17 protein-coding genes are annotated in these 15042 nt (G+C 34.3%); all 17 read left to right on the top strand.

Annotated elements, in window-relative coordinates:
* Nucleotides 1-6 precede the first annotated feature (6 nt).
* Nucleotides 7-435, top strand: a complete 429-nt coding sequence (locus tag ACUN8G_RS07635; RefSeq protein WP_437346349.1) for a NifB/NifX family molybdenum-iron cluster-binding protein — start codon at nt 7-9, stop codon at nt 433-435.
* Nucleotides 432-821, top strand: a complete 390-nt coding sequence (locus ACUN8G_RS07640) for a NifB/NifX family molybdenum-iron cluster-binding protein (RefSeq protein WP_437346348.1) — start codon at nt 432-434, stop codon at nt 819-821. The genes ACUN8G_RS07635 and ACUN8G_RS07640 overlap by 4 nt, the downstream gene beginning before the upstream one ends.
* A gap of 11 nt (nt 822-832) precedes the next feature.
* On the top strand, nt 833-1681 hold the full coding sequence (locus ACUN8G_RS07645) for a nucleotide-binding protein (protein WP_437346347.1): 849 nt from the start codon (nt 833-835) through the stop codon (nt 1679-1681).
* Nucleotides 1674-2555 carry an ATP-binding protein gene (locus tag ACUN8G_RS07650; RefSeq protein WP_437346346.1) on the top strand — a complete coding sequence of 294 codons (882 nt, stop codon included), beginning with the start codon at nt 1674-1676 and terminating at the stop codon, nt 2553-2555. The genes ACUN8G_RS07645 and ACUN8G_RS07650 overlap by 8 nt, the downstream gene beginning before the upstream one ends.
* Before the next feature lie 13 nt (nt 2556-2568).
* The gene (locus ACUN8G_RS07655; RefSeq protein WP_437346345.1) at nt 2569-2907 is read left to right on the top strand and encodes a NifB/NifX family molybdenum-iron cluster-binding protein; all 339 of its coding nucleotides are present in this window, start codon (nt 2569-2571) and stop codon (nt 2905-2907) included.
* Entirely contained in the window at nt 2904-3344 is a 441-nt protein-coding gene (locus tag ACUN8G_RS07660; RefSeq protein WP_437346344.1) for a Dps family protein, read from the top strand. The genes ACUN8G_RS07655 and ACUN8G_RS07660 overlap by 4 nt, the downstream gene beginning before the upstream one ends.
* A gap of 64 nt (nt 3345-3408) precedes the next feature.
* Nucleotides 3409-3954: a pyruvoyl-dependent arginine decarboxylase gene (locus ACUN8G_RS07665; protein WP_437346423.1), complete on the top strand. Its 546-nt coding sequence runs from the start codon at nt 3409-3411 to the stop codon at nt 3952-3954.
* An 81-nt stretch (nt 3955-4035) separates the two neighbouring features.
* A complete protein-coding gene (locus tag ACUN8G_RS07670; RefSeq protein WP_437346343.1) occupies nt 4036-4782 on the top strand; it encodes an MBL fold metallo-hydrolase in 747 nt (248 codons plus the stop codon).
* 66 nt (nt 4783-4848) lie between these two features.
* Complete coding sequence (locus tag ACUN8G_RS07675) at nt 4849-5688, top strand: putative manganese transporter (protein WP_437346342.1); 840 nt, start codon at nt 4849-4851, stop codon at nt 5686-5688.
* Complete coding sequence (locus ACUN8G_RS07680; protein WP_437346341.1) at nt 5688-6299, top strand: class I SAM-dependent methyltransferase; 612 nt, start codon at nt 5688-5690, stop codon at nt 6297-6299. The genes ACUN8G_RS07675 and ACUN8G_RS07680 overlap by 1 nt, the downstream gene beginning before the upstream one ends.
* Before the next feature lie 31 nt (nt 6300-6330).
* Nucleotides 6331-6720, top strand: a complete 390-nt coding sequence (locus ACUN8G_RS07685) for an acyl-CoA thioesterase (protein ID WP_437346340.1) — start codon at nt 6331-6333, stop codon at nt 6718-6720.
* A 23-nt stretch (nt 6721-6743) separates the two neighbouring features.
* A complete protein-coding gene (locus ACUN8G_RS07690) occupies nt 6744-7325 on the top strand; it encodes a class I SAM-dependent methyltransferase (protein ID WP_437346339.1) in 582 nt (193 codons plus the stop codon).
* Nucleotides 7326-7337: 12 nt separating this feature from the next.
* Entirely contained in the window at nt 7338-9710 is a 2373-nt protein-coding gene (locus ACUN8G_RS07695; protein ID WP_437346338.1) for a TonB-dependent receptor, read from the top strand.
* 67 nt (nt 9711-9777) lie between these two features.
* Nucleotides 9778-10656 (top strand): EamA family transporter, encoded by an 879-nt coding sequence (locus tag ACUN8G_RS07700; RefSeq protein WP_437346337.1) that lies wholly within the window; start codon nt 9778-9780, stop codon nt 10654-10656.
* A 522-nt stretch (nt 10657-11178) separates the two neighbouring features.
* The gene (locus ACUN8G_RS07705; protein WP_437346336.1) at nt 11179-12057 is read left to right on the top strand and encodes a substrate-binding domain-containing protein; all 879 of its coding nucleotides are present in this window, start codon (nt 11179-11181) and stop codon (nt 12055-12057) included.
* A gap of 1 nt (nt 12058) precedes the next feature.
* Nucleotides 12059-13573, top strand: coding sequence for an ATP-binding protein (locus ACUN8G_RS07710; RefSeq protein WP_437346335.1), 1515 nt, complete (start codon nt 12059-12061; stop codon nt 13571-13573).
* 89 nt (nt 13574-13662) lie between these two features.
* A complete protein-coding gene (locus tag ACUN8G_RS07715; RefSeq protein WP_437346334.1) occupies nt 13663-15018 on the top strand; it encodes a sigma-54-dependent transcriptional regulator in 1356 nt (451 codons plus the stop codon).
* Nucleotides 15019-15042 lie beyond the last annotated feature (24 nt).

The following is a 15042-nucleotide window of genomic DNA, read 5'->3' on the forward strand; positions in this document are numbered from 1 at the left end:
AAATAAATGAAAATAGCCGTAGCATTAGAGAAACCTGAAAAGACATCACAACTTTCCGAGGTTTTCGGAAGAAGTAATTTCTTCTTGATTTTTAATACCGAGGGTGAATCGGAAAAAATTATTAATAATCCTTATGCAAAGGAACTGGGCGGTGCCGGTATCCAAGCTGCTCGAACATTAATTGAAAACAACATTAATATTGTAATTACAAGAAATATTGGTACTAATCCTTTTCGGTTTCTCGCTTCGGCAGGTATAAAAGTTTATCTGTGTCAAGAAGGAACGGCTGCAGATGCCATCCAACTTTACAACGAGGGTAAATTAACTGCTGCTGTATCTATTGATTACTGTTATACTCGGGGTAAAAAAAGAAAAAGGTATGGCAAAAATTGTCATGGTAATAAATTATTTAAAAACAAAAGGGGAGATTTATGAATCAAAGAATAGCAATAGCAATTGAAGAATACGGTGCTAAGGAAAGGGTAGCCGAACATTTTGGAAGATGCACAAAATTCAATATTTGCGAACTTGACGAACAAAAGAAGGTCGTTAAAACAGAAACTTTTTTTAATCCCCTGGCCGGTGAACACGGCGGCTCATGCCAGTTGCCGGGCTATGTCAAGCAATTCAATGTAAGCACGATTATTGCTGGCGGAATGGGACAAAAAGCAGTTTCTAATTTTTTATCGTTCGGCATTGATGTTATTACAGCGCCCGGACTTCTCTATGAAGAAGCCTTGGAACTCTTTACTCAAGGAAAGTTGCATGGTTACGAAGCATGCAAACACGGACACAAGCATGATAATGAGCACTTTAATTAATTAAAAAAACAATGATAATATCAATTGCATCCGGCAAAGGAGGAACCGGCAAGACAACAATTGCAGCAAGTCTTGCCTCAGTAATTCCGGAAAGTGTTTATTTAGATTGCGACGTTGAAGAGCCGAACGGACATCTTCTTCTTAAACCAGAATTTTTAACAGAAGAAAGCGCTGAAAAATTACTTCCTTTAATAGACCAAGATAAATGTACGTTTTGTGGTAATTGCATAGATGTTTGCGAATTTAACGCTTTGATTAATCTGAAATTTGAGATTGTATTGTTCGAAGAGCTGTGTCATAGCTGCGGCGCATGTAAATATTTCTGTCCATTAAAAGTAATTACCGAAAGAGAAAAAGAGATTGGAATTGTTAGAACAGGAATTACAAAAGATAAAGTGCTTTTTGTAGACGGGTTATTAAAAATTGGAGAGGCAACAGCGGCGCCTTTAATTAAGGAAGTAAAGAAAAAAATTATTAAAGAGAAAGTAAACATAATCGATTCACCGCCAGGCACTTCATGTTCTATGGTTGAAGCAGTTAAAGGTTCAGATTATTGTTTGCTCGTTACAGAATCAACACCTTTCGGATTGAACGATTTGAAACTTGCCATCGAAGTGCTGAAATCGATTGATATCCCTTTCGGGGTTGTAATCAATAAATATAATTCCTCTTTCGAAGAAATGGAAAACTATTTGAATGTCAACAATATCGAAGTATTGCTTAAAATCTCTTTTGATAGAAGATATGCCGAAGCTTATTCAGAAGCGATACTTCCAGTAAAAAAATATCCGGAATTGAAAGAAGGTTTTATTCGGCTGCATAAAAAGATTATGGAGGAATTAGAGAAAGTAAATGCATGATAAACCTTACAAACAGATTGTAATTCTCAGCGGAAAAGGTGGAACAGGCAAGACAACGTTGTCTGCCGCCTTTGCGAGCTTGATAAATAATAAAGTTATTATCGATTGCGATGTTGATGCAGCAAATCTTCATCTCGTATTAAAACCAAAGATAGTAAACAGATATGAATTTTACGGAGGCAAGAAAGCAACTATTGATAGAAGCAAATGCAAAGAGTGCGGGCTATGTGAAGCTGTCTGCAGATTCAGTACAATAAGTAATTATGTGGTAGATCAAATAAGGTGTGAAGGATGCGGATTCTGTTATCGAATATGTCCTTATGATGCAATAAAATTTAATCCTTCAAAATCAGGTTCATTCTTTGAATGTGAAATAAAAGATAAATCGAAATTTTATTATGCAAAACTTTACCCGGGCGAGGGAAATTCGGGTAAACTTGTAAGTGAAATCAAAAAGAAAGCTCTGGAAAATATTTCTTCAGAGATAGAATGGGTTATAGTTGATGGACCTCCTGGGATCGGTTGCCCGGTTAATGCAAGCTTAGCAGCTGTGGATTATGCTGTAATTGTAACGGAACCAACAGTCTCAGGAATTCACGATTTAAAAAGGCTTGTTGAATTATTAAGCACATTTAAAATTCATTCGGGAATTGTGATCAACAAATATGATTTAAATTTAGAGATTACCACCGAAATATTTAAATATGCCGAAAACAAAAAGATTCCAGTAATTGGGTCAATCCCGTTTGATGAAAAATTTGTGAAGGCTTTAATATGCGGTCACAATGTAGTTGAAGAAGATCAGACAATCCGCAATGAAATAAGCATTATATGGAAACAATTAGAAATGCAAATTGAAATAACTGCTAATTAAAAAAGGTGTGATCATGAAAATAGCCGTAACATCAACTGGCGGATCAATGGACGCGCTTGTGAGTGAACAGTTCGGACGCTGTCAGTATTTTATAATTGTCGATTCCGAAACAATGAAATTTGAAGCCATATCCAACCTCGGCGAGCAAATGAGTAGCGGCGCCGGTCCTAAAGCTGCTGAATTAATAAACAAGCACGGCGCAGAAGTTTTGCTTACCGGTAAAGTTGGTGACAAAGCCGGAGATGCTCTAAAGAAAGTCGGAATAAAAATTGTCGACGGATTTACAGCTTCAGTAAAAGTTAAAGATGCTGTTAATATTTATTTGTCAAAACAACAACGCGGTACTAAATGAAAAGCAAGGTCATTGAATTGTTAAACAAAAATCTCGCTAATATCCAGGTAATTTATATAAAACTTCATAATTACCACTGGAATGTTAAGGGGATTACTTTCAAAGCGGTTCATGAACTAACCGAATTTTATTACGGTTATTTTGCAAAACTATTCGACGAGGTCGCAGAAAGAATAGTTCAGCTTGGTGGAAAACCATTCGCATCAATGAAAGAATATTTAAATAACGCTGCAATAAAAGAAGAAAGCAAAAATGATTTTGACGGAATATTTGTGCTGGGTTCTATACGTAACGATTTTGAATTAATGAACAAAGAATTTAAAGATATTTCAAAAATTGCCGAAGAATTGGAAGACTCGCCAACAGCTGCTTTAGCAGATGAAAATATTGCATGGCTGGAAAAACAAATTTGGATGATTAATGCAACTATGGGATAACTATATTCAATAAATTATTTCTTTTGAAAAAAGACTTTTTCCAACAAAATAAGAGGTGAAAAAATTGTACGTTCCAACGAAGGTGTTTTTTACTAAAGGTGTAGGCAGACACAAAGATTATTTAAGCTCATTTGAAGCTGCATTGAGGAATGCCGGAATTGAAATATGCAACCTGGTATCAGTCAGTAGTATTTTTCCGCCGGGGTGCAAAATAATCTCGAAACAACAGGGATTGAAAGAACTGAACGCGGGACAGATTACATTTGCGGTTATGGCACGCAATGCTACTAACGAGCCCAACAGGCTGATTGCATCTTCAATTGGAGTTGCAATTCCAGCGGATGGCAAGCATTACGGCTATCTTTCGGAATACCATCCATACGGAGTAAAAGAAAAAATTGCCGGCGATTATGCCGAAGATCTGGCGGCTCAAATGCTTGCAACTACGCTCGGTGTAGAATTTGATTCAGAAACAGATTGGAATGAGCGCGAACAGGTTTTTAAAATGTCCGGTAAAATTGTAAGAACGTTTAACGTTACTCAAACAGCGAAAGGAGATAAAAAGGGATTGTGGACAACAGTATTGGCGGCTGCCGTATTTTTACCATAAATAACAATCGTGGAAATCATAAAATCAGAACACTACTTTTGTATCTGTTTACGGTGAGAATTAATTTTAAGGAATAATTTTATGGCCATGAATATACAAACAAAAGAAAATGAAAAAATAAAACTAACAATAGTTTACGATAATAATATTTTTTTAGAAGGCTTACAAAGCGACTGGGGGTTTGCAGTAGTTGTTGAATTTGGTGAAACAAAATTACTTTTCGATACAGGTGATAATGGCAAGATACTTCTGGCTAATATGAAGAAACTCGGCATCAACCCGGGAAATATTGATATTGTTTTTTTATCACATTACCACCATGATCATACAGGCGGATTAAACGATTTTTTTGAACTTAATTCTTGTGTAAAAGTATTTTACCCTCAATCATTTCCTCAACAACTTAAAGATAATATAATAAATTCAGGCGCTGAGGCTGTGGCTGTTTCTTCATTTAGAGAAATACTTCCAGATGTATATTCACTCGGTGAGTTTGGCGGTAGTATACCCGAGCAGGTGCTGGTAATTCGAAGTGGGAAAGGAATAATTGTGATTACCGGTTGTGCTCACCCCGGTATAATTAACATTCTTGAAGTGGCGAAAAAACAATTTCCAGATGAAAAAATTCACCTTGCTTTAGGCGGGTTTCATCTAAGAAATATAGCGGTTGAAAGTCTGAATAATCTAATTCAAGAAATACTAAAGATGGAGATACAATATGTTTCTCCGACCCATTGCTCGGGCGATAATACAATAGAAATATTTAAGCAAGTTTTTGATACAAGATATATTAAAGCAGGGGTTGGTAAGGTTTTTCGAATTGCTTAGCACAGGTTTGAAAGTTTAATTAAAAAGAAAGAAATTTTTTATGTAAAATAATTAGCTGGTTGAATAATGGACGTAATAATTAATGTCTTGAAAGAATCTGTAAAGGTTACCCTTCTTGTTTTAATAATGATGATAGCCGTAGATTTTTTAAACGTTAAAACAAAGGGTAAGCTGGAATCGATTTTACAAACAGGCAATAGATGGAAACAATATTTTGTTGCCTCGTTACTTGGTGCGGCGCCGGGCTGTCTGGGTTCGTTTGCCGGGGTTTCGCTTTATATTCATGGCATGATAAGTTTCGGTGCTCTTACAGGTTTAATGCTTGCAACTTCGGGCGACGAACAATTTGTAATGCTTGCGATGTTTCCCGATACAGCTTTGATAATGTTCGGAATTCTTTTTGTGCTTGGCATTGTCGCAGGATATTTTACCGATTACATCGTCAAAAAATTTCGCATTAAAACCTGTACAGATTGCCAATTCAAACAATACCATCCAGGCGAAAAAGGTTATAAGCATTATTTCAAAGTTCACATCTGGATGCACATAATAAAGGGGCATATCTTGAAAATATTTTTATGGACTTTCGCCGCCTTGCTGGTTGTTGAATACGGGATAAGTTTCATTGATCTTAAAAGTATAACTGCAGATTATACATTTTTTCTTTTAATACTATCTGCATTAATAGGCATAATTCCGGAATCCGGTCCACACTTAATTTTTGTAATGCTTTTTGCAAAAGGATTAATCCCGTTCTCGGTTTTGTTTACAAGTTCGGTTGTTCAAGATGGACACGGAATGCTTCCCATGCTTTCTTATTCTGTAAAAGATTCGCTGCGTATAAAAATATTTAACCTTGTTTTCGGATTGGTAGCCGGGTTGATTATTTATTTGATAGGATACTAATGATAGATTTAAACTCAATTCCAAAATCCGAAAACGATTTGTTGTTGAACGAGTGGGGTTTTGATTTAATAAAGGAATATTTCGAATTGATTCAATCAGCAGATTTTCCGTCAGGCAATATTATTCTTGATGTGGCTACCGGAACGGGCAGAGCCTTATCAATATTAACAAGACTTGGATATTCGATAATTACCGGCGATAATAATCATAAATTTAAAAGTGAAAGCGAGAAAAGAATTTCCGAAAATTTTCGACATAAAGTTCATTACATAAAACTCAACCTGGAAAAAATCCCTTTTCGCGATAACTCGATTGATAATATAGTTTGTATAAATACTCTTCACGAACTTGAAAATCTACAATTATGTCTTGATGAAATTATTAGGGTTCATTCTTCGAATGGTAAGATGTTGATTGCAGATTTTAATTCAGCTGGTTTTGATGCTATGGATAGAAGCTACAGAATCAGATACAATAAACTTCATACGCGTGGAAAAATTACTCCGGAAGAAACTGAGTTAATTCTGCTGCAAAATTATAGCAATGTGATCAGGATAAACACAAAATTAAATTATGGATTTATTGTGCACCAAAAATTAAATGCAGGATGACTTGTTAATAAAGAAGGGCGATAATAAGACGATGCAAGTAGAAATTAAGTTTAATATAAATACTTATGATATAGATGCAGCTGGACATGTGAATAATATAGTTTATTTACGGTGGCTGGAGGATTTAAGAACTAAACTGATTTCAGGCATTTGTAATTTTAATGAACTGTATGAAGAAGGTTTATATCCCGTTATTGTGTCAACATCAATTAATTACAAGAGACAGTTAAAATTATTTGAGGCACCTATAGGTATTATGGAATTAGAGAGTATTAATCATGGAATATTAACTTTGAAAGCTAATATCAAAGTTGAGACCGGTATAGTTGCATTCGCTGAACAGAAATGCGTAATAATGAATCTGAAAACAAAAAAAATGATAAGCGGGACGCTGCTTTCTAAAATAATAAATCAAAACTAATATTATTATTTGTTAGGGATATTATGAGCGATTATAAATTCAAGGAAGTAGATTTCGATAATCCATCAATTCCATTTATTATTGAAGATTTTCTGAAGAACTTGATTGGTGAAAAAATTTTTTACAAATCTTTATTAAGCCTGGTTAATATTAAGGGTAATGAGAATATTTTAGATTTTGGATGCGGGGGAGGAATCGGCTCAAGAGCAATAGCTAAATTGCTTACTAAAGATGGGCATTTGACAGGCATAGATACTTCAACGTACTGGACGAAAAAAGCCAAAAAGCGATTAAGGAAATTTCCAAATGTTGATATTTTATGTGGTGATATTAGAAACATAGACATTCCCAATCAATCTTTTGATATAATTTATATCTTTCATGTTATTCATGATATACGACCGGACGAAAGACAGGATACGATAAATGCACTTAAGGACAAATTGAAGAATTCGGGCAGAATAATTCTTGTCGAGCCGCTGAAATATTCTCACGGTATCTCACCTGACGAGTTAGAAATGTTAATGCTTTATGCCGGTTTAATAAAATCACATTTTAGCATAACCCATAACGAATATAAAGGTGAATTTCGGTTAATCAAATAATAGGGGTGAAAAATGAATACAAAGTTATTGTTTTGCATTTTACTTTTTTTAGCTAATTCATTATTCGGGCAGGATTGTATATTAAAGGGAAAAGTAACAGACTCTAAAAACGGAAATGCAATTCAAAATGCGGTGGTTTTTATTTCTTATAATTATATGGCTTATACAAACAGCGAGGGCTATTACGAAATCAAAGATATTCCAGAAGGAATTTACAAAATTAAAATTTCTCGTCTTGGTTATAAGTCCTTTTCTTCAACTATTAATATTAATTCACATTCCTCAACAATGGATTTCATTCTTGAACCTTCACCGATAGAACTCGACGAGGTAATAGTAAGCACAGACAGAACAGAAAAATATTTGCGTAATTCCCCTTATTCGGAATTATTAGTTGGGAAAGAGCAATTAGAGAGCAAACCTTTTAATTCATTATCGGAGGTTTTAAAAACGGAAGCAGGAATTTCTTTGTTGAGGGACGGAATATGGGGAACGGAAGTAAGTATCCGTGGATTAAACCGCGAAAACGTTGTTACACTGATCGACGGAAATCGAATAGCTACATCCACAGATATCGCTGCGAGGCTTTCGATGATTAATACGGACGACATCGAGCGAGTAGAAATTATAAAAGGTGCTTCGTCTTCAATTTACGGTTCAGGTGCAACTGGCGGGATACTCAATATTATTACAAAATCCCCGCAGTTATACGATAAGTTTTTTATCAACGGAAATATTTCTACCGGATATAATTCGGTAAATAATTTATCGGCTTTTTCCGGCACAATTTATACAGGAGATTCATTCTGGTCGACAAAATTAGCCGGTTCGTATAGAAAGGCAAACAACACTCAAACACCCGCAGGAGAATTAAAAAACAGCCAGTTTGAAGATTATAGTTTCAGTGGTTCATTGAACGTATTGCCTTTTGATAATCATAAATTAAAAATCGATTACCAGCTATTTAAAGCTAATGATGTCGGTATCCCTGGTGCATCAGTGTTCCCGACTAATGCGGATGTCCGTTATCCGAATGAAAAAAGAGAATTGATTTCTGCTGCTTATGAAATACAAAACATATCGAGAGTTTTCTATAAGCTTTCTGTTAAGTATGCATATCAATTCATCGTGCGTAATGTGGAAAATATTCCGCACACAGTTCAAAATATCCCTGCAACCGGTACAACCCCAGCACGCAGGGTGAGTGTTCTAAAAATTACTCCAGCTGCCGATCACAAAAACAATAACATCCAGATACAGGGTAATTTCTTCCTCGGCAATAATAACAGTCTTATTGTCGGAATTGATTATTGGGACAGGAGTTACAACGGCCATCGTGAAAAATACCAGATGATTGAAGTGTTGAATGCTCAGGGAAATGTTGTTAATACAACAAACAAAGTAATCGGCGAAAAACCACTGCCTGATTCAAAATTTAGTAGTTTGGGAATGTTTGCACAGGACAATGCTGAATTAATTAAAGATAAGTTAACATTAACACTGGGAGCGCGTTACGATGTTATTAATATTAGCGGCGAAACAACATTGAATCCGGTTTATGAAATTACAAACGGAGTTTATAATTCTTCGCCTTCCGGACAAAAAGTTATCTGGAACGAAATTGATGCCGATGATGCATCGTACAGTGCTAATGCCGGTTTAAAATATTCTCTTAATTCTAATCTCGATTTTACACTTGGACTCGGTTTATCATTCAGGTCACCTTCACTTGAAGAACGCTTCCAATACATTGACCAGGGAAGTTTTGTGCGCGTAGGAAATCCTAATTTAGAATCTGAAAAAGGGAAATCAATTGACCTGGGGATTCGATATTATACTGATAAATTTAAAATGGTTTCAAGTGTTTTCTACAATCACTTCGATAATCTGGTATCGGAGCTGCCCGGTACTTTTGAAACAAGGAACGCTTTTATCAAAACAAACATAGGGGAAGCAAGGATTTATGGATTGGATGTTAGAGCAGACTATAATTTTTACATTAATTATGTTCTTTATGTTACGGCATCCTATGTAAAAGGCGATGATATTACATCGGGCGGGCATCTACCCGAAATCCCCCCGCTAAACGGAAATCTGGGAATTAAGTTTAATTTATTGAATAAACTTACCACAGATGTCTCTGCGTCAATTTTTGCCGAACAAAATAAAGTTGCCGCAGGTGAGTTAACAACTCCCGGCTATGCAGTTTTTAATTTATCGTTGAATTCAGGTGATATTAAATTTTCCGTATTAAATTTTCGTATTTTTGCTGGTGTTGAAAATATTTTTAATAAAGAATACAGGAATCATCTGTCCACAACACGGGGATTAATTGTTGTAGAGCCCGGAAGAAATTTCTTTATAAAATTAATTGCTGATTTCTAAAATTAGTTCTCCGTGTCTCTGTGTCTTTAATAAAAACACAGCGACACAGAGGCATAGAGTAGAAAACATGACTTGGTTTATTGTTGCTTTTCTTTCCTCGCTTCTTTCTGCATTTGCGGCAATTACGCAAAAGAAAATCTTATTTAACCGCACACCGCTTGAATTTTCTTTTCTGCTCGCAATTGTTAACCTGATCTTTTCAATCCCGTTTTTTTTGTTTGTAGATTATGGAACAATTCAGTCGTCAAATCTTGGAGTTCTATTATTAAAATCGATTATCGGAGTCGCAGCATTCCTTTGCGTGATGACTGCCCTAAAAAATTTGCAAATAAGCAATGCACTTCCTTTGCTTGCTTTAACGCCAGGGTTCGTAGCTATCTTTGCGTACTTTTTACTCGGCGAATCATTAAAAACACAGGAAGTAATTGGACTAATTTCATTGATTGTTGGCACATACATACTTGAGAGTAAAAGCCTTAAAGAAATTTTATTTCCTTTAAATGTTTTCATTAAATCTAAATATCATCATTATATTCTCTTAGCATTATTGCTTTTTACGGCTTCATCTATAATGGATAAGTTTTTGCTTGTAAAACTGAATATGACGCCTATTTCGTTAATGGCATTTCAGCATTTATTTCTGGCAGTAATTTTTGCGCTATTATATTTCATATATCCCAGTCAAGATAAAAAATGGTTAATCAATGTTAATCAAAACGATTTCGGCTGGATTGTTTTAGTATCATTACTCACAATCGGTTACCGCTTCACGCAAATTATTTCGGTTAGTTTAGCATCTGTGGCGTTATCATTAGCAATTAAACGGACTTCTGTTTTGTGGGCAACTATTATAGGCGGAAAAATTTTCAAGGATTCGAATTTATTAAAGAAGACAATCGCTGTTTTGTTTATACTGCTTGGTGCGGTTTTAATTCTGAGAGATTAATAAAGACTTGTGTTTTTTTAAAAGCTGTAAACGTTACAAAAAAATCAATCCAGTTATTTTCTGAACAGAGTTATAGACATAATTCTGTTTTGATAGGTGGAATTAATTTTGCCTTTTATCCTATTCGAGCTCATTCCCAAGCGGGTAATTAGGAAACTTGTAAGATCGTGTTATACTTGACAATGTAATTCCATATAGAAATCTTTTCCGGTTCTATATCTCAAACAGAAAAAAGTAGTCAAGTACAACTATTAATTCTGTCACTGGGAGCACTGATATTGTCTTTTTTCCGTAAAAGATATTTCTACTTACGAAGCAGCATTTGTTATTTACAAATGTTGGCTTTATTCTAAGCCGCTTAATTATCGAGGTATTCGATTTGTTTTATGGATAAAAAAATTTGAGATTGCCTTATAATACTTTGCGAAGTTTATTTGATTTATTCCATTCAATAATTAAATCTTTTTCTTGTCCTTTATTTCCCTTTAATTTTTATATTTGATAAAAAATAATGCAATATTAATGAAAGCTATTTATTATAAAATATTTCTATTATTCTTCTTAATTACAGCCTGCAATGAAAAACAAAATATTAAAGAAATTGAATTCTCTAACAATCAACCAAAAAACTTCCAACAATTGGAAAATGATTCTGTTCGCATCATTTATGTAGCTGTTTCCACAATGATTTCTCCACTGGAGACTTTTAATCTTTATAAGGATGTTATTGCTTATATTTCAAAAAAAGTTGGGGTTCCAATTGAATTCAAACAGAGAAAAACATATCAGGAAGTAAATGATCTTCTAAAAGAAAATAAGCTGGATTTTGCTTTCATTTGTACAGGTGCATATCTTGAAATTAGAAATCAAGCGCCTATTGAAATACTAACAGTGCCTGTAGTGAATGGCAAACCATACTATCAGGCATATATAATTGTAAATCAGGAAAGTGGAATAAATAATTTAACAGATCTTAAAGGTAAATCTTTTGCATTTACTGATCCTCTTTCAAATACAGGTTATTCTTATGTTGTCAACTGGTTAAAATCACTTAATACTACACCGGAAAAATTCTTCGGTAGAACAATTTTCACTTATGCACATGACTATTCAATTCAAGCTGTAAAAAGAAAATTTGTAGATGGAGCTACTGTTGATGGTCTGGTTTATGAATTCTTAAATCATTTTCAACCCGGGGAAGTAGAAGGCACAAAGATCATCCACAAATCAAAAGAGTTTGGAATCCCTCCTTTTGTAGTTCAAAAAAATCTTGATAAAAATCTCAAAGAGAAATTAAGAAAAGTAATGCTTGAGATGCACCTTGATCCTGAAGGCAAAAAATTACTCGGCAGGATTATGATTGATAAATTTATTTTAGCGGATAACTCTCTTTATAAATAAAATGATGACGACTTTCAGATTTAAACTGCCTCTTTTCTGGAAATTCTCCATCGCAATAATTACCATTGTTATAATTTTTGGTTCAATAAACTCAATTCTGATTTATAATAATGTTCAAACAGCGCTTCAGTCGGAAGATGAAAAGAGAGCCTTATTTATTGCGCGGAGTATAGCTAACGAGGTTACACCTTCAATTCTGTTTGAGGATTACATCTCAATGCAAAATACAATTAACAGTATGAAGGAAATTGACGAGAATATTTTTTACATCTTCATTACTGATAATAATAAAAATGTAATCGTTCATACATTTAAGAATGAATTTCCGTTAAACCTGATTAATGCAAATTCGTTAAGTGAGAACCAAAAATCGAATACTCAGTTACTGTTGCTGAAGGATTTCGACAGAGAAGTAATACTTGATGTGATTGTTCCGATACTTGATGGCAAGGTTGGAACAGTTAGAGTGGGCTTAAAAGAATCTTCCATTATAGCAGATGTTCAAAAGACGGTTAATATTTTCTGGCTAATGGTTGCTGTTTTTCTTACGGTAGGAATTATTGGCGCTTTCGTTTTTGCAAGGTTTATAACAAATCCAATAAAAACCATCCAGAACACAGCCGATAATATTGATTTTAATCTTATCGGTCAGACCGAAATGCCGCAGATACGAATCCGCAAAAAATTATTTAATAAATTTAAAATGCTCTTCAGAGCTGAAGATGAAATAGATATTCTTGCAGAGAAATTTAATCAAATGATTCTCCGTCTTGATAAAGCATATCGGGATTTGCAAAATGCTCAGTCAACAATTATTCAGTCTGAAAAACTTGCTACAGTTGGTACTTTAACAGCCGGTCTTGCACACGAAATAAATAATCCCGTTGCTGGTTTACAGAATTGTATCAGAAGGATTAAAAATGATCCTTCGAACATTGAGCAAAATATTAAATATATTAAGATGATGGAAAATGCAGTTGACAAAATTGAAAGAGTGGTCGGCAATCTTCTCAACTTTACAAGAAGACAAAGTGGTGAATTTGTAAGTTTGACGATAAATGAAATAGTGGAAAATTCCCTGTTGCTTGTCAGCCATCGTTTAGAAAAACTGAGAATCTCAGTGACGAAAAATTTTCCGGCCGATTTGCCTGGAATAGTTGGAAATAAAATTCAACTAGAGCAGGTAATTCTGAATTTGTTGATTAATGCTATCGATTCAATAGAAGAGAAAAGTTCTACTAATTCGCATTGTGAAAAGAGACTTTTATTTAATGCAAAAGCTGACGGCGATTTTCTAAGGCTACAAATTCAGGATACCGGAAATGGAATTCCCAAAAAAATTATTGATAAAATTTTTGATCCGTTTTTCACAACGAAATCTCCGGGCAAAGGTACAGGACTCGGATTATCTGTTGTTTACAGTATAATTGAAACGCATAAAGGAAAAATTTATTTTGAAAGCGAAGAAGAAAAAGGAACGGTTGTAAATGTTTTCTTACCGATTTATCGGAAATAATTTTCTACTGAGTTTATTTCACAGAGATTAGAAAATAGTTAAGCCAGTTATGGCACACAAAAAATTATCTTGAATAAACTAAAAGAAATATGAAAAAGATAAATATCTGTATAGTTGAAGACGAAGAAATTTTAAGAGTATCAATAAAAGATGATTTACTCGATGCAGGATATTCAGTTATTGATTTTGAAAATCCGGTTAAAGCTCTCGAACACCTCAGAAAGAAAATTTGTGATATTGTAATCTCTGATATTCGAATGCCGGAGATGGATGGCATTGAACTGCTATCTAAAATCAAATCCATTAACCCTGATGTTTCTGTTATAATTATGACAGCATACGGTTCTGTTGACACGGCAGTTGAAGCAATGAAGAAAGGAGCTTTTGATTACATCACAAAGCCATTTGACAAAGAAGAATTGTTACTTATAATAGAAAAAATAAAAGAAATAAAAGCACTACAGTCCAGGAATCTGGACTTTCAGACTTACTTTCAGGATCAATTTAACTTTGATGCATTTATTGGCATAAGTAATTATGTAAAAGAACTCAAAGAGACTCTCAAAATAATCTCACAGACAAACTCGACAATTTTAATAACCGGTGAAACGGGAACCGGTAAAGAGCTACTCGCAAATCTTATCCATTACAATTCGCAAAGAAAAGAAAAACCACTGGTAAAAGTTAGTTGTGGAATATTGTCAAAGGAAGTTATTGAAAGCGAATTGTTCGGACATGAAAAAGGCGCATTTACAGGAGCAGATAAACTTAGAATCGGCAGATTTGAAAAGGCTGATCAGGGCACAATTTATTTAGATGATATTGATGATATTCCCCTTGAAGCTCAGGTTAAATTATTGCGTGTACTTCAGGAACAGGAAATTGAAAGAGTTGGCAGCAGTGAACCGATTAAAATAGATGTGCGCGTAATTGCTTCTACCAAAGCTGATTTGAATAAACTCGTAAAAGAAGGGAAATTCAGAGAGGATTTATACTATAGACTAAATGTTCTACCTGTTCATTTAAAACCATTACGTGAACGAAAAGAGGATATAATTCCATTGTTCAATTATTTTCTTACTCAGTTTGCAAACCAAAAGCAATTTCAAATTGAAGAAAAAGTTTATGAAATTTTACAAAGTTATTATTGGCCAGGCAATGTTCGTGAATTAAAAAATATTACAGAAAGGCTTTCTATTCTTTGTCAGGATTGTAAAATAATTACTACCAGACTTCCTCAGGAATTGCTCTCAGAAAAACTGAACCTTGAACAACTACCACTCAATCAGGACAAATCATTGAATGAAATTCTTGAAGAAGTGGAAAAATCATTAATTCAAAAAGCTCTTATTAAAACCGGCAACAATAAAGCGAAGGCGGCAGAGCTTCTCGGTTTGCCGCCTTCAACATTGAAAAGTAAAATTGAAAAGTATGGAATTGCTTGAGCAATTAATTTAGCAAATGAAAAA

The organism is Melioribacter sulfuriphilus (assembly GCF_052656625.1).

Bases quoted from the DNA above. Each gene is read 5' to 3' on its own strand.
- ACUN8G_RS07635 (WP_437346349.1), top strand. From the start codon at position 7: ATGAAAATAGCCGTAGCATTAGAGAAACCTGAAAAGACATCACAACTT.
- ACUN8G_RS07640 (WP_437346348.1), top strand. From the start codon at position 432: ATGAATCAAAGAATAGCAATAGCAATTGAAGAATACGGTGCTAAGGAA.
- ACUN8G_RS07645 (WP_437346347.1), top strand. From the start codon at position 833: ATGATAATATCAATTGCATCCGGCAAAGGAGGAACCGGCAAGACAACA.
- ACUN8G_RS07650 (WP_437346346.1), top strand. From the start codon at position 1,674: ATGCATGATAAACCTTACAAACAGATTGTAATTCTCAGCGGAAAAGGT.
- ACUN8G_RS07655 (WP_437346345.1), top strand. From the start codon at position 2,569: ATGAAAATAGCCGTAACATCAACTGGCGGATCAATGGACGCGCTTGTG.
- ACUN8G_RS07660 (WP_437346344.1), top strand. From the start codon at position 2,904: ATGAAAAGCAAGGTCATTGAATTGTTAAACAAAAATCTCGCTAATATC.
- ACUN8G_RS07670 (WP_437346343.1), top strand. From the start codon at position 4,036: ATGGCCATGAATATACAAACAAAAGAAAATGAAAAAATAAAACTAACA.
- ACUN8G_RS07675 (WP_437346342.1), top strand. From the start codon at position 4,849: ATGGACGTAATAATTAATGTCTTGAAAGAATCTGTAAAGGTTACCCTT.
- ACUN8G_RS07680 (WP_437346341.1), top strand. From the start codon at position 5,688: ATGATAGATTTAAACTCAATTCCAAAATCCGAAAACGATTTGTTGTTG.
- ACUN8G_RS07685 (WP_437346340.1), top strand. From the start codon at position 6,331: ATGCAAGTAGAAATTAAGTTTAATATAAATACTTATGATATAGATGCA.
- ACUN8G_RS07690 (WP_437346339.1), top strand. From the start codon at position 6,744: ATGAGCGATTATAAATTCAAGGAAGTAGATTTCGATAATCCATCAATT.
- ACUN8G_RS07695 (WP_437346338.1), top strand. From the start codon at position 7,338: ATGAATACAAAGTTATTGTTTTGCATTTTACTTTTTTTAGCTAATTCA.
- ACUN8G_RS07700 (WP_437346337.1), top strand. From the start codon at position 9,778: ATGACTTGGTTTATTGTTGCTTTTCTTTCCTCGCTTCTTTCTGCATTT.
- ACUN8G_RS07705 (WP_437346336.1), top strand. From the start codon at position 11,179: ATGAAAGCTATTTATTATAAAATATTTCTATTATTCTTCTTAATTACA.
- ACUN8G_RS07710 (WP_437346335.1), top strand. From the start codon at position 12,059: ATGATGACGACTTTCAGATTTAAACTGCCTCTTTTCTGGAAATTCTCC.
- ACUN8G_RS07715 (WP_437346334.1), top strand. From the start codon at position 13,663: ATGAAAAAGATAAATATCTGTATAGTTGAAGACGAAGAAATTTTAAGA.